Annotated in this window: 18 protein-coding genes; 7 read left to right on the forward strand and 11 right to left on the reverse strand. The window is 65.5% G+C overall.

What is annotated here, in order from left to right:
* Positions 1–22: 22 nt before the first annotated feature.
* Complete coding sequence (locus C7443_RS13905) at positions 23–1210, reverse strand: MFS transporter (RefSeq protein ID WP_110019227.1); 1188 nt, start codon at positions 1208–1210, stop codon at positions 23–25.
* Positions 1211–1505: 295 nt separating this feature from the next.
* Here C7443_RS13905 and C7443_RS19930 point away from each other — a divergent pair, with 295 nt between their 5' ends.
* Positions 1506–1943, forward strand: a complete 438-nt coding sequence (locus C7443_RS19930) for a hypothetical protein (RefSeq protein WP_146213309.1) — start codon at positions 1506–1508, stop codon at positions 1941–1943.
* Between the two features lie 498 nt (positions 1944–2441).
* Complete coding sequence (locus tag C7443_RS13910) at positions 2442–2669, forward strand: Tsi2 family anti-toxin (RefSeq protein WP_110019228.1); 228 nt, start codon at positions 2442–2444, stop codon at positions 2667–2669.
* A gap of 211 nt (positions 2670–2880) precedes the next feature.
* Here C7443_RS13910 and cydX read toward each other — a convergent pair whose 3' ends face one another.
* The 5 genes from cydX to C7443_RS13935 are packed head-to-tail and all read right to left on the reverse strand — an operon-like array spanning position 2881 to position 6489.
* Positions 2881–3009, reverse strand: coding sequence for a cytochrome bd-I oxidase subunit CydX (gene cydX, locus C7443_RS13915; protein ID WP_110019229.1), 129 nt, complete (start codon positions 3007–3009; stop codon positions 2881–2883).
* Positions 3010–3026: 17 nt separating this feature from the next.
* Positions 3027–4166, reverse strand: a complete 1140-nt coding sequence (gene cydB / locus C7443_RS13920) for a cytochrome d ubiquinol oxidase subunit II (protein ID WP_110019230.1) — start codon at positions 4164–4166, stop codon at positions 3027–3029.
* Position 4167: 1 nt separating this feature from the next.
* Positions 4168–5784: a cytochrome ubiquinol oxidase subunit I gene (locus C7443_RS13925; RefSeq protein WP_110019231.1), complete on the reverse strand. Its 1617-nt coding sequence runs from the start codon at positions 5782–5784 to the stop codon at positions 4168–4170.
* The gene (gene cydP / locus C7443_RS13930; protein ID WP_110019232.1) at positions 5781–6005 is read right to left on the reverse strand and encodes a cytochrome oxidase putative small subunit CydP; all 225 of its coding nucleotides are present in this window, start codon (positions 6003–6005) and stop codon (positions 5781–5783) included. The genes C7443_RS13925 and cydP overlap by 4 nt, the downstream gene beginning before the upstream one ends.
* On the reverse strand, positions 5998–6489 hold the full coding sequence (locus C7443_RS13935; protein ID WP_110019233.1) for a NifB/NifX family molybdenum-iron cluster-binding protein: 492 nt from the start codon (positions 6487–6489) through the stop codon (positions 5998–6000). The genes cydP and C7443_RS13935 overlap by 8 nt, the downstream gene beginning before the upstream one ends.
* Positions 6490–6704: 215 nt before the next feature.
* Here C7443_RS13935 and C7443_RS13940 point away from each other — a divergent pair, with 215 nt between their 5' ends.
* Positions 6705–8057, forward strand: a complete 1353-nt coding sequence (locus tag C7443_RS13940; RefSeq protein ID WP_246004675.1) for a sigma-54 interaction domain-containing protein — start codon at positions 6705–6707, stop codon at positions 8055–8057.
* 12 nt (positions 8058–8069) lie between these two features.
* Here C7443_RS13940 and C7443_RS13945 read toward each other — a convergent pair whose 3' ends face one another.
* Together C7443_RS13945 and C7443_RS13950 are read right to left on the reverse strand one after the other, a co-directional pair.
* On the reverse strand, positions 8070–8723 hold the full coding sequence (locus C7443_RS13945) for a glutathione S-transferase family protein (protein WP_110019355.1): 654 nt from the start codon (positions 8721–8723) through the stop codon (positions 8070–8072).
* 32 nt (positions 8724–8755) lie between these two features.
* The gene (locus C7443_RS13950) at positions 8756–9313 is read right to left on the reverse strand and encodes an HD domain-containing protein (protein ID WP_246004672.1); all 558 of its coding nucleotides are present in this window, start codon (positions 9311–9313) and stop codon (positions 8756–8758) included.
* Positions 9314–9550: 237 nt separating this feature from the next.
* Here C7443_RS13950 and C7443_RS20550 point away from each other — a divergent pair, with 237 nt between their 5' ends.
* Positions 9551–10798, forward strand: a complete 1248-nt coding sequence (locus C7443_RS20550) for a methyl-accepting chemotaxis protein (RefSeq protein WP_110019236.1) — start codon at positions 9551–9553, stop codon at positions 10796–10798.
* Positions 10799–10889: 91 nt separating this feature from the next.
* Positions 10890–11594, forward strand: coding sequence for a Crp/Fnr family transcriptional regulator (locus C7443_RS13960; protein WP_110019237.1), 705 nt, complete (start codon positions 10890–10892; stop codon positions 11592–11594).
* A gap of 2 nt (positions 11595–11596) precedes the next feature.
* Here the strand turns inward: C7443_RS13960 and dmeF are convergent, their stop codons facing one another.
* Entirely contained in the window at positions 11597–12574 is a 978-nt protein-coding gene (dmeF, locus tag C7443_RS13965; RefSeq protein ID WP_110019238.1) for a CDF family Co(II)/Ni(II) efflux transporter DmeF, read from the reverse strand.
* 84 nt (positions 12575–12658) lie between these two features.
* Between dmeF and C7443_RS13970 the strand changes: the two genes are divergently transcribed.
* The gene (locus C7443_RS13970; protein WP_110019239.1) at positions 12659–13312 is read left to right on the forward strand and encodes a thiopurine S-methyltransferase; all 654 of its coding nucleotides are present in this window, start codon (positions 12659–12661) and stop codon (positions 13310–13312) included.
* A gap of 9 nt (positions 13313–13321) precedes the next feature.
* Here the strand turns inward: C7443_RS13970 and C7443_RS13975 are convergent, their stop codons facing one another.
* Both C7443_RS13975 and ald read right to left on the reverse strand, forming a co-directional pair.
* A complete protein-coding gene (locus C7443_RS13975; RefSeq protein WP_110019240.1) occupies positions 13322–13723 on the reverse strand; it encodes a DUF1036 domain-containing protein in 402 nt (133 codons plus the stop codon).
* Positions 13724–13910: 187 nt separating this feature from the next.
* A complete protein-coding gene (gene ald, locus C7443_RS13980) occupies positions 13911–15029 on the reverse strand; it encodes an alanine dehydrogenase (RefSeq protein ID WP_110019241.1) in 1119 nt (372 codons plus the stop codon).
* Between the two features lie 262 nt (positions 15030–15291).
* On the opposite strand from ald, the gene C7443_RS13985 reads away from it, so the two are divergent.
* Positions 15292–15720, forward strand: coding sequence for a DUF2721 domain-containing protein (locus tag C7443_RS13985; RefSeq protein ID WP_110019242.1), 429 nt, complete (start codon positions 15292–15294; stop codon positions 15718–15720).
* Positions 15721–15764: the final 44 nt, after the last annotated feature.

A 15764-nucleotide genomic window follows, 5' to 3' on the forward strand; every position in this document is an offset into this window, starting at 1 on the left:
GGCACGCCCGGCGGCGGCGCGATCAGGCCGCCGCTGCCGGGCGCAGATCGCGGGCGAGGAGCACGGCGCCGCCGAGTGCACAGGCCGCCGAAAAGGCAAAAGCGCTGCCCGACCCCAGGTGCTGCCAGAGCACGCCGAACAGCAGCGAGGCTGGCAGCAGCATCGCCCCGGCGACCAGGTTGAACCAGCCATAGGCGGTGCCGATGCGCTCGCGCTCGGCGAGGTCGGCGACCAGCGCCTTTTCGACGCCTTCGGTGGCGGCGAGGAACAGGCCGTAGCTGGCGAACAGCGCGAACAGCCAGCCGCTCGACAGCGCCCCGCCGAGGCGGCCGAGCACCAGATAGAACACGGCATAGGCGATCCAGCCGGCCAGCAGCAGGCGGCGGCGGTCGATGTGATCGGACAGTGCCGACAGCGGCGTCGAGGCGAGGGTGGCGACCAGCGACACGGTCGCCCACAGCAGCGGCACCGTCGCCTCGCCGAGGCCGAGCTCGCGGGCGCGCAGCAGCAGGAACATGTTCGAGGAATTGCCCAGCGTGAACAGCGCCAGCGCCAGCAGGTAGCGGCGCAGCGGCGCCGGCAGTTGCCCGAAGCGCCAGTCGAAGGAGCGGTGCTGCGCCGGCCGCGGCAGCTCGGGTTCGTCGAGGCGCAGCGTCAGCATCAGCGTCAGCAGCGCCGGCAGCAGCGAGCAGAGGAACACCGTGCGCAGCTCATAGCCGAGCCCGAGCAGCGCGGCGGCGAGCAGCGGGCCGACGACGGCGCCGGCATTGTCCATCGCCCGGTGAAAACCGAAGGCCAGGCCGCGATCAGCCGGGCTGACGCTGGCGGCGAGCAGCGCATCACGCGGCGAGGTGCGCAGCCCCTTGCCGATACGGTCGGCAAAGCGGATCAGCAATACCCACGGCCAGCTGCTGGCAAACGCGAGCAGCGGCCGGCCGAAGCCGGCCAGCGCATAGCCGCAGACGATCCACGGCCGGGTCCGCTGCAGGCGGTCGGTGAGTACGCCGGAGACCAGCTTGAGCAGACTGGCAGTGGCCTCGGCGATCCCTTCGATCAGCCCCAGCGCCTGCGGCCCGGCCATCAGCACCGAAGCCAGATACAGCGGCACCAGCGGATAGATCATGTCGCTGGCGGCATCGTTGAGCAGGCTGATCAGACCAATCAGAAACACGCTGCGCGGCAGATCGCGCACGCGGTTGAATGCAAACATGGGCGGGCTCCATAGCGGGTCGCCGCCATCTTAGGCTTGCTGGCTTGTGGGAAGGTTATGGCGTGTGATCTGCACTTTCGGTGCGGAATCTGCACAAACTACCGAACCTGATTCCCGATGGGCTGGTGCAAAAGAATTCGCTGCCAATCAAAGATAAGTTTTAAAAAAGACAATTATATGTGCGGCGCCTGCAGCAGTGCTTTTCGTATAAAAACTAAGGCATGCCACTTCTGGTAAGGGTATTTTAGACAGCTTCCTGTTACTTACCCGGCACGGTGCGATTCGAGGCATTTGAATGAAACTGACATCGGCTGAGCCAGATCCCAGTACTGACTTGGAATGGCCAGAGGAAGCATATGGGGATGAGCGCTTTATGTTTTATGCGGCATTGCTGCGCAGCCTCGGGCCTGCCGAATGGGTCGTTGTCGTTCCGACGCCGGCTCCTCTTGGGGCTGTGCGCCGCGCCATAGAAGCCGATTGCAATGGCGTGCTGCAGCCAGTGGAATTGGCGTACGACGGAGTCGCATGGCTCTGTCCGTGGTCCCAAATACCGCAAGCGTTACCTGGCCTTTTTCTGGCACGGCGGCCGGAGCTGGTTTTTCTTGCTTTCGATGCGCATCCCGACGTAACGGAGCTGACTGCCGCGTTGCAATCAGCTGATGCAAAGCCTGCTGCGCGTCTCTTGCTTTTTGAGGATGGCGAGCTGGTCGAAAAAAGAGAGGCCGCAGGCTGATTACCTGTATCGCGTGGATTAGGCCGGCGCCGTTGCCTGAAAAACAGGACTCGGGCTTTTTATTGCACCAATGCTGCATAACCTTCTGTACGCATTCTCGGATGCGGCAGCTGAGGGGGGCACGGGTGTCATTGCACTCCCGTGTATGTCTTGGCCCGATACATAGCGGTACGTGCTTAATACATTCAACAAAAGCGCCTCGTTTTTTGCCATTGAACTGAAGGCGCACGCGCGTGGCAGAAACGTCTGGCAGATAATCGCTGAGGTGCTTGCGCATTTACCACGTTGGGGGGGGCGTTCCAGAAGATACACAGATTCCGGTCTCTCTCGTGGTCGTGAGTAGCGAGTTTAATAAATGAATCAAAGCAAGCATTGCCAAGTCGAGCCAAGATCAGAGTTTATGATAAAGGACGCAATGCAAGGGGCGCTGGATAACTTCGCCCGTGCTGCCGTTGCACGGGCGGTTGAGCTGGCCCGCCTGTATTAAAGGGGGGCAAAATGCCGGAAATAAGCGGAATTACATTGATGATGGCCATACAGGCCGTTGATTCAAAAACAAATGAAATTGTGAAACAGCTTGAGACGAACGATAGTCCGGAATCAGGAGAAATGGAATTGCTCCTGCTCAGCTACGAAAAGGCGTTGTCGGCACTCAGGGCCGGTTATGCGGAGGCATTGAAAACTTCAGGAAATCTGCCGCCCTACGAGCAGCTTGTCAGGGAATAGAGGGGCTTTGGCAGTGGCTTGATCTGTTCTCCCGCATGGCAGGCGCGTGGCATCGAGCGCTGGTTCCGCTGATGCATTGCATTTCGTATTACACGTGGTTTCATGCTCCCGGCAGATTCAAGGCAAGCGCAGTTGATGATTGCTCTAAATACCGCGGCCGCCCGCCAGATCACTGACGGGCGGCCGCGTTCAGGCGCTGAAGGCGCAAGCGCTATTCTGTGCCGTTGCCGTTGCCGTTGCCGTTGCCGTTGCGTGCTTCCTGTGCCTCGCACCACATGGCGTTGACGATCGCGAGCAGCAGGGCGAAGCCGAGGCCGAGCATCCAGGTGAAGTACCACATGATCGAATCTCCCGTGCTCAGTAGGCGGAGTGGTCGTGTTCGCGCACGTAGGCGACGGTGACTTTGCCGCGCAGCACGCTGTAGGCCCAGCTGGTGTAGGCGATGATGATCGGCGTGAAGATCAGCGCCGCCCAGAACATCACTTCGAGCGTCAGCGGGCTGGAGACGCTGTCCCACACGGTCAGGCTCGAACGCGGATCACTGCTCGACGGCATGATGAAGGGGAACATCGCCGCGCCGGCAGTGCCGATGACGCCGAGTTCGGCGATGCTGCTGGCGATGAAGGCCAGCAGCGGCTTGCGCAGCCAGGCGAACAGCAGGCCGAGCAGCGCACCGGCAAAGCCGAGCGTTGGCAGGGCCAGCGTCCACGGCATGCGCGAGTAGTTGGCCATCCAGGCGCCGGGGGCGATTTCGACCGATTTGGCCAGCGGGTCGGGCATGGCCGCCGGGTCGATGCTGCCGCTGATCGCGTAGCCGTCGATGCCGTAGGTGACCCACAGGCCGGCGAGGCTGAAACCGGCGATCAGCAGTGCGCCAAACATCAGGGCCGCGCGGCGCGAGCGCTCGAAGATCTGCTCCTCGGTGCGGATCATCAGGTAGTGCGCGCCGTGCGCGGTGAGCATCGCCAGGCTGACCACGCCGCACAGCAGTGCAAACGGGTTGAGCAACGCGAAGAAGCTGCCGGTGTAGACCGGGCGCAGGTCCGGCTCGAAGTGGAAGGGCACGCCCTGCAGCAGGTTGCCGAAGGCGACGCCGAAGATCAGCGCCGGCACCGCGCCGCCGATGAACAGGCCGATGTCCCATAGCTGGCGCCAGCGCGGATCAGCGACCTTGCTGCGGTAGTCGAAACCGACCGGGCGGAAGAACAGCGCCCACAGCACGGCCAGCATCGCCCAGTAAAAACCCGAGAAGGCGGTCGCGTAGACCAGCGGCCAGGCGGCGAAGATCGCGCCGCCGCCGGTGATGAACCAGACCTGATTGCCTTCCCAGTGCGGGCCGATGGTGTTGAGGACGACGCGGCGCTCGTCGTCGGTCTTGCCGACGAAGGGCAGCAGCGTGCCGACGCCCATGTCGTGACCGTCCATGATCGCGAAGCCGAGCAGCAGGATGCCGACCAGGGCCCACCAGATGAGTTTCAGCGTGACGTAGTCGAACATCTCAGCGACCCTCCGGGGCGATGGCCGGGCAGGCCGGAGCGTGTGCGGGCAGGGCGCCGCCGCCTGAGGTTTCGCCGTAGTAGCGGCCGGTGCCGAGGCTGCCGGGGCCGAGGCGGGCGAACTTGATCATCAGGTACATCTCGGCGACCAGCAGGCCGGTGTAGAACAGCACGAAGCCGGCGAGCGACATCCAGATGCTGGCCAGGCTGAGCGTCGACACCGACAGGTGTGTCGGTAGCACGCCGAAGATGGTCCACGGCTGGCGGCCGTATTCGGCGACGAACCAGCCGACCTCGCAGGCGATCCACGGTAGCGGCAGCGAATACAGCGCCCAGCGCAGCATGCCGCGGTGGTGCTGCCAGTCCCAGTTGGCATGCGCCGAGCGCCAGGTGGCGACCAGGAACAGCGCGAACATGGCAAAGCCGCAGGCGACCATGATGCGGAAGCTCCAGAACATCGGCGCGACGTTCGGGCGGGTGTCGCGACCGGCCTGGCGGATCATCTCCGGCGTCGCCTTGGAAACGTCCTGCGTGTACTTCTTCAGCAGCAGGCCGTAGCCGAGATCGGCCTTGTGCGCCTCGAAGGTGGCGCGGGCTTCAGCATCGCTGCGATCGGCGCGCAGCCGCTCCAGGGCGCTGACGGCAATCGCGCCGCTGGCGATGCGCTGTTCGGCTTCGGCTTCGAGCTGATTGAGGCCGGGCAGCACGGTGTCGACCGAGCGGGTGGCGATCAGGCCGAGCACCCAGGGGATTTCGACGGCGAAGCGGTTGCTGCGGGTTTCCTCGTCGGGCAGCGCGAACAGCACGAACGGCGCCGGCGCCGGTTCGGTCTCCCACATCGCCTCGATCGCCGCGAGCTTGGTCTTCTGTGCTTCGGAGACGGCATAGCCGGACTCGTCGCCGAGCACGATCACCGAGGCCGCCGAGGCCAGACCGAAGGCTGCGGCGATGCGGAAGGAGCGGCGGGCGAATTCGGTGTCGCGGTTCTTCAGCAGATACCAGGCGCTGATCGCCAGCACGAAGATCGAGGCGGTGACGTAGCCGGCGCTGACGGTGTGCACGAACTTCGCCTGGGCGTCCGGGTTGAAGAACACCGCCTTGAGGCTGGAGAGCTCCATGCGCATCGTCGTGTAGTTGAACTCGGCGCCGACCGGATTCTGCATCCAGCCGTTGGCGACCAGGATCCACAGCGCCGAGAGGTTCGAGCCGATCGCCATCAGGTAGGTCACCAGCAGGTGCTGGCGCTTCGACAGCCGTTCCCAGCCGAAGAAGAACAGGCCGATGAACGTCGATTCGAGGAAGAAGGCCATCAGGCCCTCGATCGCCAGCGGCACGCCGAAGATGTCACCGACATAGTGCGAGTAGTAGGCCCAGTTGGTGCCGAACTCGAACTCCATGGTGATGCCGGTGGTGACGCCGAGCGCGAAGTTGATGCCGAACAGCTTGCCCCAGAAGCGGACCATGTCCTTGTAGATGACCTTGCCGGTCATCACGTAGACGCTTTCCATGATCGCCAGGATGAAGGTCAGCCCGAGCGTCAGGGGTACGAACAGGAAGTGGTAGAGCGCCGTGATGGCGAACTGCAGTCGTGAGAGATCGACGACTTCCGTGGAGATCATCGCGGTTCCTCGTGGTGGGTCGAGGCGGCGGACTGCGGACCGCGCTCGAACAGGGCTGCGCCGACGGCGTCGGCGTCAAGGTGTTCATCGATCGGCTGGCTGAAGAAGGCGAACCAAAGCAGCCCGATGGCGGCAAACTTCAGCAGCAGCATTAGCGTCAGTTCGCGGCCGAGGCCGCGGCGGGGCAGTGGCCAGTGCATGGCGCGGGCGGCTTCAGGCATCGGCCTGCTCATCGTGGCCGTGCCCGCAGCAGGGATGATCGTCGTGATGCTCGTGATGCGGGCCATGGCCGTGGCCTTGGCCGTGACGGTGCTGATGACGGTGTTGGTGATGATCGTGGTGGTGGTGATCGTCTTCCTGAGACAGCCCTGCCGGTACCGGCAGGGCTTGCAGCGAGCCGGCCAGCCAGGCGCTGGCGGCGGCCAGCGGCGTGGTTTCGGCATCGACCATGCACACGCGGATGCCACGCTTGGCGATGTTGTGCACGAAGTTCTCGCTGCAGCCAGAGGTGATCAGCACGCTGCTGCCATCGAGTGGGTGCGGCGCGCCGCGCAGCTCGTGAAAGCTTTGCTCCATCGGCAGGTCGAGGCGTTCGAGCTCGACCGGGGCGCCGTCCTGCTCGCCGTAGACGATGAAGCGGCGGGTTTTGCCGGCGTGGCCGGTGACGGTGCGGAAATTCTGACTGGTGACGGCGATGCGTTGCATGGCGGTACTCCTCAGGACAGACATAGGCCTTGATGCAGGAAGCAGAGCAAATTCAAGGCCAGACACTTTCCGATATTTTATTTCTATCTTAATCAATGAGATGTGATTGCTTTTGATCGTCGAGCCGCCTATGGCTGGCGTGCCTTATGCCGCATCAGGCAGTCATGTGCCATAGTGACTGCCATATACGGCAGGAGACCTTAGCGTTGAATGAAGTGAGTCCCGCGCCCGATGTCGAGGTCGTGCATCTGCTCGACAGCCTGCCTGAGCCGCGCGTATGCATCGATGCCGACTACCGCATCGTCGCGGTCAACGCTGCCTATCGCCGTGAGTTCGGTGATGCCGATCCGGTGGGACGGACCTGCTACGAGGTTTCGCATCATTTCCACGAGCCCTGCGACCTGAGCGGTGAGAGCTGCCCGCTGCACGCCTGTCGCAGTGCCGGTGAGGCGCGGCGCGTGCTGCATGTGCATCACACCCGGCTCGGCCCCGAGCACGTCGAAGTGGAGACGGTGCCGATCCGCGGCGCCGACGGCAGCGTGCGCTATTTCCTGGAGACGCTGCGCACGCTGCGTCACGCCGGGCGCGGCGCGCAGGCTCGCGAGCTGGTGGGACATTCGCGCGTGCTGCGCGCTGTGCTGGAACTGGGGCGGCGGGTGGCGGAAACCGAGGCTGCGGTGCTGCTGCTCGGCGAATCCGGCACCGGCAAGGAACTGCTCGCGCACGCCATCCATGACCTCAGCGCGCGTTCGCCGCAGCCTTTCGTCGCGCTCGACTGTGCCGGCCTGTCGGAGAACCTGTTCGAGAGCGAACTGTTCGGCCACGAGCGCGGGGCGTTCACCGGCGCGTTGTCACGCAAGACCGGCCTGGTCGAAGCCGCCGGCGGCGGCACGCTGTTCCTCGATGAGATCGGTGACGTGCCGCCGGGTCTGCAGGTCAAGCTGCTGCGCCTGATCGAGGCCGGCACCTACCGGCGGGTCGGCGGCGTCGAGGCGCTGCGCGCAGATTTTCGCCTGATCTGCGCCACGCACCGCGATCTGCGCGCCATGGTTGGCCGCGGGGAATTCCGCCGCGACCTCTACCACCGCATCAATGTGTTCCCGATCCGCCTGCCGGCGCTGCGCGAGCGGCGCGAGGACATTCCGCTGCTGGTCGCCTCGCTGTTGGCACGGCTGCATCCGCAGCGGCCGCTGCGCATCAGCAGCGGGGCGCTGGAGAAACTCGCCGCCTACGACTATCCGGGCAACGTGCGCGAGCTGCGCAATCTGGTCGAGCGTGCCTGCATTCTCGCCGATGGTGATCTGCTGCAGGCCGAGCACATCCGTTTCGACGATGGTGTCGAAACCTCGGCAGCGCCCGCCGCAGCCGCCGAAGGTGAACCGGTGGCCGGGCCGTGGTCACCGGCGGGCGAGGTGCTGCCGCTGGCGGATGTCGAACAGCGCTATCTGCGCTGGGCCAGCGAGCGCTTTGCGGGCGATCGTCGCGGTCTGGCGCAGGCGCTGGGTATCTCCGAGCGCACGCTGTATCGGCGCCTGGCCGAGGTGCCGGCGGCGGGCGACGGCGGCTGACGGCGGCCGGCTTCAGCGTTCCTCGCCGGCTTCGTCGGCGCTGAGGATTTCGGTTTCCTGCAGCGCGGCGGCGATCCATGCCTGCATCGGTGCACAGCCGATCAGCGTGTCGCAGTAAGCCGCGAGCGGCGGTGACAGCGCTACGCCGTACGTGCGCAGACGCAGTACCACCGGCGCGAACATCGCGTCGGCCGCGCAGAACTCACCGAACAGCCAGGGGCCGTCCGCGGCGTGGGCGCTGCGGGCATCGGTCCATAACGCCTGTATGCGGGCGATGTCGGCGAGGCAGTCGGCGGAGGGTTGCACGCGGCGGCGGGCGCGGATGTTCATCGGCATCTCGTTGCGCAGCGCGAAGAAGCCGGAGTGCATCTCAGCGGCGTAGCAGCGGGCCTGGGCACGGCTGCCGGCCTCCTGCGGCCAGGCGCGGCCGGGGGCGAGCACGTCATTGACATATTCGATGATCGCCAGCGAATCCCAGATCACGCGCCCGGCATGCTGCAGCACCGGCACGCGGCCGCTCGGGCTCAGCGCTTTGATGCGCTCATCGAATTCAGCAGTGTCGAGCGGCAGGCGCAGCTCGTCGAAGCTCAGGCCGAGCTGGCGCAGCAGCAGCCACGGCCGCAGCGACCACGACGAGTAGTTCTTGTTGCCGATCACCAGGGTCATCGCAGACATGGCAGCGGGTTCCTTGCAGGGGGTTATTCGACGGGGTCGGAGTCGAGGCGGACGCGGCCGGCGGCCAACACGGCATCGAAGCGCGCTTCGAGCGCGGCATTGACACCGCGGCAGCCGGCGACGACGGCAGCGGCCCAGTCCAGATATTCGCGGCGGCGCGCCAGCGGCCAGTTCGGCGGCCGCTGTGCGACATCATCGACGTTGCAGATCTTGTCAGCGAGCTTGATCAGCTGTGCGGCAGGGGGCAGCTGCGGGGCGTGTTCGATCTGCAGGCGCTTGCGTTCGGCTTTGTCGAGGTGCTTGTCGTCGCTGACCGCCAACACCAGCTCGGCGACCCGGGCGGAGAAGTGCTCGACCAGTTCCTCGGCGCGGGTCTCGGTGTCTTCGATGGTGTCGTGCAGCAGCGCGGCGGCGAGCACTTCGACGTCTTCGACGCCGCCGACGGTGGCGAGCAGCGTGGCGACGCTCAGCGGGTGGTTGATGTAAGGCTCGGCGTGGCTGCCTTTGCGGCGCTGGTCGCGGTGGCGTTCAGCGGCGAACTGGGCTGCACGCAGCAGAAATGCCGGATCGGTGTCGGGCACGGTCAGACCTCTCGGGTAAGCGGGCGCGGTGCCCGGCGACGGCGGCGCGACTGGCACGATATTCATACGATCGCGCTGATGCCAGTCAGTGTTGCCGCGTGCGCAAGCGGTGAAAATAATTAAAATCAATACATTTTTCAGGGGATCATGGCGACGGCCATGGCCCTGAGGCAGCAAAAGCCTGCCGGCGGCGCATTGTGCGCCCGTCCTAAATAAGAATCAGGAGCCCCGCAGATCATGAACCAAGCCCTCAGCGAGCCGATCGACTACGCCGACGATACCAATGACGAACTGCCGCTGTTCAGCGTGGTCGTCGATGCCTCCTCGGCGATGGCGGAAGGGCTGGTGTCGATGGTGCGTCTGCGCCATGACCTGCAGGGCATCAACAATCGCGGTCAGGGTATTGCCGCCGGCGCTGAGGAAATGGCGGCGACGGTGGCTTCGGTGGCGGAGGTCAGTGCGTCGGTCGAACAGTCGGTGACGCGAGCTCACACGCTGATGGCGGAAGCGCGCGAGTCCACCGGCGGGGCGACGCAGGCGATGGCCGGCATCGTCGATGCCGTGCGCGACATCGGTGCACGCGGCCGGGATCTCGCGCAGGCGACACAGCAGATCGGCGAGATCCTGCGCCAGATCGAGCACATCGCCGCACAGACGCGGCTGCTCGCACTCAATGCCACCATCGAGGCGGCTCGCGCCGGGGCTGCCGGGCGCGGATTCGCCGTCGTCGCACACGAGGTCAAGGAGCTGGCGCTGCAGACGCAGCATTCGACCGAAGACATCCGCGCGCGCATCGAAGCCGTGCAGAGCAGCACCGCGGCGATTTCCTCGGCCGTGGCGGTCGGGCTCGATGCGGTCGAGCACGGCGAGAGCGCCGTGGCCCACACCACCAGCGCGCTGCTGGCGACGGCCGAATGCGTCGATGAAGTGACGCAGCGCATCCATGACGTGTCATCGCTGACCGGCGAGCAGCGCCAGGCTTCGCAGGAGGTCGCGCGTCACGTCGCCGGGCTGGTGGCGACCATCGACGAGAGCACGCATGTGCTCGACACCAGTGTCGCACGCGCCGACGCCGCGGAAAGTGCCCTGCGCTCGACGCTGACGCGCTGGGACGAGCTCGACGGCTTTGCCGCCCGCTGCCTGCGCGGCAAGGCCGACCACGTGGCCTTCAAGCGGCGCATCGTCGGCGCTCTGTGCGGACTCGGTTCGGTGCGGCTCGAAGAGCTGCCGGATCACCACAGCTGCCGCTTCGGACGCTGGTACGACACCCTGAGTGCTGCGGACTGCCCGGATCAGCGCCTGTTCCGGGCGCTGGTCGAACCGCACGCGCGGGTGCACCGGCATGGGATCGAGGTGTTGCGCCGGCGTACGGCGGGCGATGCCGACGGCGTCATGCACGAGCTGGTCGAGCTTGAAAAGGCTTCGAACGAGGTCGTTGAGCTGCTCGACCGGATGGCACACGCCGCGCAGCAGTGGGGGCACTGAGGTGCGACTGACAATTCGCATGGCTGAATCTGCAATTTGAGGCTGTAGGCAGGTTTCGTTTACCGCGTGGTCTGTGTATAAGCACGCGACCATGCCCTACATCCCGATACAGAACGCCTGGAACGGCGAGGCTGACTGCCGCAACTGCAGTTTGCGCGGTTCGGTACTGTTCGCCGGACTCGAACGTGGCGACTTCGACCTGATCCATCAGCCGATCCACGACATCGCCGTGCCGGTCCAGGGGCGTGTCTATCGGGTTGGCGAACCCGGCGAGCGCGTGTTCACGCTGCGCAACGGCATCGTCAAGCTGGTGCAATACCTGCCCGACGGCAGTCAGCGCATCGTGCGTCTGCTGCAGTCGACCGATGTCTTCGGCCTGGAGGCCCTGCTCGGTCACAGCTATCAGCACGATGCGATCGCGTTGACCGCCGCCGAGCTGTGCGCGATCCCGTGCGAGGTGGTCAGCCGCCTGTCGCGCGAACAGCCGGCGCTGCATACCGAACTGCTGCGGCGCTGGCAGCAGGCGCTGGCCGAGGCCGACAGCTGGCTGACCGAGCTTGCCACCGGCACCGCCCGCGCCCGCGTCGCCCGGCTGTTGCTGCGCCTGTCCGCCGGGCGCGAAGAACCGTTCCGGCTGCTCGGGCGCGAGGACATCGGTGCGATGCTCGGCCTGACGCCGGAGACCGTCAGCCGTACCATCGCCGAGCTGCGCCGGCAGGGCTGCCTGCACGAGCTGCGCAGCAACGTCTTCACCGTTGACGAGCCGGCACTGCGCCAGATCGCCGACGGCGCCTGAGCTCAGGCGGGCTCGGGCGGGGGCGGGTTGACTTCGACGGTGACGTGCACCAGCTCCGGGTAAGCCGCGAGCCGGTGGCGGTAGTGCTCTGGCGACTGGGCGTGCGGGTCGCGCACAGCGATGATGCAGGCGTAGCGCTGGCGGCCGACGCGCCATAAGTGCAGGTCTTCGACGCAGGCATCGCCGGCTTCGATGGCACGGCGTACGCAGCCGACCAGCGGATCGTCCATCTCGCGATCGAGCAGTACCTTGGCCGATTCGCGCAGCAGGCCGACGGCCCAGATGGCGATGACGGCACCGCCGACGATGCCCATCAGCGGATCGAGCCACCACCAGCCGAAGAACTTGCCGCACAGCAGCGCCGCGATCGCCGTCACCGAGGTCAGCGCATCGGCCAGCACGTGCATGTAGGCGGCACGGTGATTGAGATCGTGGTGCTGGTGGCCATGATGGTCGTGATCGTGATCGGTGTGGTGATCATGCGCGTCAGGGTGCACATGGCCGGGATGCGCATGATGGTCGTGGTCGTGGCTGGCGTGCAGCATGCGCGCGCTCGCCAGATTGACGGCAAGGCCGATGACGGCGACGGCGATGGCCTCGTTGAAACCGATCGCCACCGGCGAAAACAGGCGGTCTAGCGATTCCAGAGCCATCAGGACCGCGACGACGAGCAGCAGCACGGCGCTGGCGAAGCCGCCGAGGATCTCGATCTTCCAAGTACCGAAGGCATAGCGCGCATCGCGCGCGTGCTCACGGGCGAACCAGTAGGCCAGCGCCGCCAGGCCGATGGCGACGACGTGCGAGGCCATGTGCCAGCCATCGGCGAGCAGCGCCATCGAGCCGTACCACCAACCGGCGAGGATCTCGATGACCATCATCACGGCGGTCAGGCCGACGACGCGCCAAGCGCTGCGTTCGGCGCTCGCGTCGCTGTGGTGGAAGTCATGCCGGTAACGGCAGGGGATGGCGTCGGTATTCATGGCGGGCGTCCTGCTGCGATGGGCGCAGCCAGTCTAGCGCCGTCGGCCTATCATGCCGACCTCACCTTCGACCTTGGAGTCCGCATGCAACCTGGCTTCTGGCATGACAAATGGGAACGCCGTGATATCGGTTTTCACCAGTCCGTTCCCAATGAACTGCTGCGCGCGCACTGGCCGGCCCTGGGGCTGAAGTCGGGCGAGCGCGTGTTCGTGCCGCTGGCCGGCAAGAGCCTCGACATGCTGTGGCTGGCCGGCGAAGGGCTGCGCGTGCTCGGCGTCGAGCTCTCGTCGCTGGCCTGCGAAGCGTTCTTCGCGGAAAACGGTCTGACACCGACACGCCGTGAGGAGGGGGCCTTCACCCGCTGGAGTTGCGCGGAAATCGAGCTGCTGTGCGGTGACGTGTTCGCACTTGAGTCCGCGCAGCTCGCCGATGTGCAGGGCATTTACGACCGCGCTGCGCTGATCGCACTGCCGCCGGAGATGCGCCGGCGCTATGTCGAGCACCTCAGTGGTGCGCTGCCGGCCGCAGTGCGCATGCTGTTGATCACGCTCGATTACGAGCAGTCCGAACGGCAGGGGCCGCCGTTCGCCGTCAGCGCCGATGAAGTGCGTGCCTTGTACGCCGGCTGGGACCTCAGCTGCCTGCAGACCGTCGATCTGCTGGAGCGTGATCCGCGCTATCGCGAGCGCGGCCTGAGTCGCATCAGTGACTGCGCCTGGCGTGTGTGCCGCAGCTGACGCCGCGGCTCACTCGTCCGTCAGGTTGGCGGTGTGCGATGTGGAATCGCCGGTGTCGACCTTGTAGAAGCCGTTGCGGTCATAGCCGCGATCGTCACAGTTCTTGTCACCAACGATGGTGAAAGACTTTGCCGAGGTGCAGAAGTAGTAGTCACCGCCCCAGCCGCCGCCGATCTCGTGCGTGGCATACAGGTAGTAATTGTGGTAACGGAGCTTGCCCTGGACGACGACGGCGCATTTGCCGCCATCGATGTTCCACCAGCCTTCCGAGACCCATTTCTTGCCGTCCTGGTAACCGACGGCGACCGAGGCTTGGTAGCCGGTTTTGTTGCAGACGCGCAGTTCAGCCTGGGCGCTGGCGCAGAGCAGGGTGCAGAGGGCGATGCCGAGGGTGGAGCGCAGAAGCGTCATTGTGGATTCCCGTAATCGGTGGCGGCGAGAAGTAAGGTAGCTGACCGCGTAGCCGGCTACCGTGGCGTGCAGTCGGCGTCAGATGATTACAGGAGTACAAGCTCCTGCGTGACCGCGAAACGCATCGGCATGGCGATTGTTGCGATTGTTGACGCTGCCGGCGTTGGCCGGCAGCGTCGCAGTGACCTCACAGGCCGAGCAGTTCCAGTGGTTCGGCCCAGTCGTAGCCGAGGTCATCAGCCACCGCACGGTAGGTGATGCGGCCGCGATGCACGTTGAGCCCGGCGAGCAGACCGGCATCGTCGGCGACGGCGCGCGGAAAGCCCTTGCTGGCCAGCGCCAGCGTGTAGGGCAGCGTGGCGTTGTTCAGGGCGAAGGTCGACGTGCGCGGTACTGCGCCCGGCATGTTGGCGACGCAGTAATGGATGACGCTGTCGACGACGTAGGTCGGATCGTCATGCGTGGTCGGATGCGAAGTGGCGAAGCAGCCGCCCTGGTCGATGGCGACGTCGACCAGCACTGCGCCCGGCTTCATCGCGCTGACTTGTTCGGCACTCAGCAGCTTTGGCGCCGAGGCGCCCGGCACCAGCACCGCACCGATGACCAGATCGGCGGCCACTGCCTGCTGCTCGATCGCTTCACGTGTCGAATACAGCGTGGTGATGCGTGAGCCGTACTCGGCATCGAGCAGACGCAGGCGGTCGACGTCACGGTCGAGCACGCAGACATGCGCCCCCATGCCGACCGCCATGCGCACGGCATTGGCGCCGACGACGCCACCACCGATCACGGTCACATGCGCCGGCGCCACGCCCGGCACGCCGCCAAGCAGCATGCCCAGACCGCCGTGGGCTTTTTCCAGACAGTGCGCACCGGCCTGGATCGACATGCGCCCGGCGACCTCTGACATCGGCGCCAGCAGCGGCAGGCCGCCACGCGGGCCGGTGACGGTTTCATAGGCGATCGCGGTGACGCCGGACTCGACCAGCAGCCGGGTCTGGATCGGGTCGGGGGCCAGGTGCAGGTAGGTAAAGAGGATCTGGCCCTCGTGCAGCATCTTGCATTCAGCCGGCTGCGGTTCCTTGACCTTGACGACCATCTGCGCGCGGCTGAAAACCTCTTCAGCACTGTCGACGACCGTGGCGCCAGCGGCTTCGTAGTGGGCGTTCTCACAACCGATGCCGGCACCCGCACGGGTTTCGACCAGCACTTCGTGACCATGGGCGACGAGTTCACGCACGCTGGCGGGGGTCAGGCCGACGCGGTACTCGTGGTTCTTGATTTCCTTGGGCACACCGATACGCATGTTTGCAGCACTCCCGAATGAAAATGACCGCTGGGGGGAGACGGTCGCGATGGAACGCGGCAAGCATGATCCACTCGCCTCTCCACTGCAGCGCCCCACCGGCAAGCCCCCTTGCCGTTGGCACTGTCAGGGGACACAGCGTAGACCTTGAATGCCAAGGCGTGTGGTGGCGCGTGTCAGTGGCCGTTGACTCTCGGGGCCGATTGCTGATGATGGTGCGACGCAATAAAACCGCCTGCCTGTTTGTGCATCGGAGACCGCCATGAATGCCAGCCTGATCATCGGCTCCGCCCTGACCCCGGTCGTTATGATGTCCGGGGTGGCCTTGCTGATTTTGTCGATGGGCACCCGTTTCGGCCGCGTGATGGATCGCACGCGGATCATCCACGACCGCATCCGCAACCTCGGCGGCGATGGCGCATCGGCGCTCGAACGTGAGCTGAGCGTGCTGATGCAGCGCTGCCGGCTGATGCGCACGGCGGTGCTCTCCGCCTGCTGCAGCGTGCTCTGCGTCGCCATCACCGTCGCCACGCTGTTTTGTGAAGCCTTGTTCGGCTTCGACGCGGCCCCGCTCAGTCTGTCGTTGTTCGCACTGGCGTCGATCGCGCTGGTGGTATCAGTCAGCTTCCTGATCGCCGATGTGCACGCCTCGCTCAAGCCGATGCTGATCGAGATCGAAGCCCGCGCCTGACGAGGGCGGAGCAGCTGGCGCCGGGCAAACGATCCGGCGCGGGT

The organism is Plasticicumulans acidivorans (assembly GCF_003182095.1).
Lineage (GTDB): Bacteria > Pseudomonadota > Gammaproteobacteria > Competibacterales > Competibacteraceae > Plasticicumulans > Plasticicumulans acidivorans.

What these genes read in the sequence shown, in the direction of transcription:
- C7443_RS13905 (WP_110019227.1), bottom strand. Translation starts at nt 1,210, where the DNA reads ATGTTTGCATTCAACCGCGTGCGCGATCTGCCGCGCAGCGTGTTTCTG.
- C7443_RS13910 (WP_110019228.1), top strand. Translation starts at nt 2,442, where the DNA reads ATGCCGGAAATAAGCGGAATTACATTGATGATGGCCATACAGGCCGTT.
- C7443_RS13985 (WP_110019242.1), top strand. Translation starts at nt 15,292, where the DNA reads ATGAATGCCAGCCTGATCATCGGCTCCGCCCTGACCCCGGTCGTTATG.
- C7443_RS13975 (WP_110019240.1), bottom strand. Translation starts at nt 13,723, where the DNA reads ATGACGCTTCTGCGCTCCACCCTCGGCATCGCCCTCTGCACCCTGCTC.
- ald (WP_110019241.1), bottom strand. Translation starts at nt 15,029, where the DNA reads ATGCGTATCGGTGTGCCCAAGGAAATCAAGAACCACGAGTACCGCGTC.
- cydX (WP_110019229.1), bottom strand. Translation starts at nt 3,009, where the DNA reads ATGTGGTACTTCACCTGGATGCTCGGCCTCGGCTTCGCCCTGCTGCTC.
- cydB (WP_110019230.1), bottom strand. Translation starts at nt 4,166, where the DNA reads ATGTTCGACTACGTCACGCTGAAACTCATCTGGTGGGCCCTGGTCGGC.
- C7443_RS13925 (WP_110019231.1), bottom strand. Translation starts at nt 5,784, where the DNA reads ATGATCTCCACGGAAGTCGTCGATCTCTCACGACTGCAGTTCGCCATC.
- C7443_RS13935 (WP_110019233.1), bottom strand. Translation starts at nt 6,489, where the DNA reads ATGCAACGCATCGCCGTCACCAGTCAGAATTTCCGCACCGTCACCGGC.
- cydP (WP_110019232.1), bottom strand. Translation starts at nt 6,005, where the DNA reads ATGCCTGAAGCCGCCCGCGCCATGCACTGGCCACTGCCCCGCCGCGGC.
- C7443_RS13960 (WP_110019237.1), top strand. Translation starts at nt 10,890, where the DNA reads ATGCCCTACATCCCGATACAGAACGCCTGGAACGGCGAGGCTGACTGC.
- dmeF (WP_110019238.1), bottom strand. Translation starts at nt 12,574, where the DNA reads ATGAATACCGACGCCATCCCCTGCCGTTACCGGCATGACTTCCACCAC.
- C7443_RS13970 (WP_110019239.1), top strand. Translation starts at nt 12,659, where the DNA reads ATGCAACCTGGCTTCTGGCATGACAAATGGGAACGCCGTGATATCGGT.
- C7443_RS13945 (WP_110019355.1), bottom strand. Translation starts at nt 8,723, where the DNA reads ATGACCCTGGTGATCGGCAACAAGAACTACTCGTCGTGGTCGCTGCGG.
- C7443_RS19930 (WP_146213309.1), top strand. Translation starts at nt 1,506, where the DNA reads ATGAAACTGACATCGGCTGAGCCAGATCCCAGTACTGACTTGGAATGG.
- C7443_RS20550 (WP_110019236.1), top strand. Translation starts at nt 9,551, where the DNA reads ATGAACCAAGCCCTCAGCGAGCCGATCGACTACGCCGACGATACCAAT.